The 1,181-nt window shown below is 38.1% G+C and carries 1 protein-coding gene; it reads left to right on the forward strand.

All coding sequences use genetic code 11. The features are described from left to right. On the forward strand, nucleotides 1-1,181 hold a 1,181-nt coding region (locus ACE199_RS23485), incomplete at its 3' end, for an IS110 family RNA-guided transposase (protein ID WP_375351918.1).

The following is a 1,181-nucleotide window of genomic DNA, read 5'->3' on the forward strand; positions in this document are numbered from 1 at the left end:
ATGAATTATAACCAAAATCATAAAATAGCTCAAATTACACCTAAAACCTTAGTAATCGGTATTGATATTGCGAAACATCATCATGTAGCTAGAGCACAGGATTATCGTGGAATGGAGCTAGGATCTACTTGCTTTTTTGATAATACCCAAGAAGGATTTAGGACATTTCTTAATTGGATTATTCAAATAAAAGAGTCTTGCGAAATGGAGTCTGTCATTACTGGAATGGAGCCAACTGGCCATTATTGGCTTAATTTAGCTCATATTCTAAAGGAGGAACAGATTAAGTTCGTAACGGTCAACCCTTTACATGTCAAGCACAGTAAGGAGTTAGACGATAACTCTCCAACTAAAAATGATGTAAAAGACGCCAAAGTCATTGCACAACTAGTCAAAGATGGTAGATACGCTGAACCAACCATACCACAAGGGGTTTTCGCGGAACTGCGTGTGGCTAAGAAATTACGCGATCTATTAAATGTGGACTTACAAATTGTGCAGGGACAGGTACACAACTGGCTTGATCGATATTTTCCAGAGTTCTTTACCGTTTTTAAAAGTTGGGAGGGAAAGGCGGCTCTTCATTTATTAAAACTTGAGGCGTTACCTCATGAGCTAGTGAACTATACAGAAGAAGAATTACTCGATTACTTAAGGCAAGAAGTGAAGAGAAGTATAGGAATAAAGAAGATTCAATCCTTAAAAGAAGCAGCCAATCGCTCGATTGGCATTCGTCAGGGTGCCATGATGGCTAAAATGGAATTAAGATCATTAATTCAAAAATATGAACTCATTCAAGCCAAGTTCGAAGAGCTTGACCATACTTTAGATACACTGCTTCAAGATATTCCAGGCGTTGATCAAATGTTAGAGATAACAGGAATTGGTCGCGATACAGTGGCGGGTTTCTTCGCTGAAGTAGGGGATTTGAGTGAATATAATCATCCTCGTCAAATAACCAAACTGGCAGGACTTAGCTTAAAAGAAAATACATCTGGAAAGCATAAAGGGAGAACCACGATTACGAAACGTGGACGTAAGAAATTACGAGCATTATTATTTCGGGCATCTATGATTCTAGTAGCGAAGAATAAAGCCTTTAAAGCCCTACATCATTATTACACAACGAGACCTGACAATCCGTTGAAAAAGATGCAGTCTTTAATTGCTTTGTGTAATAA

The sequence above is a fragment of the Peribacillus sp. Hz7 genome, assembly GCF_042136355.1.
GTDB lineage: Bacteria > Bacillota > Bacilli > Bacillales > DSM-1321 > Peribacillus > Peribacillus asahii_A.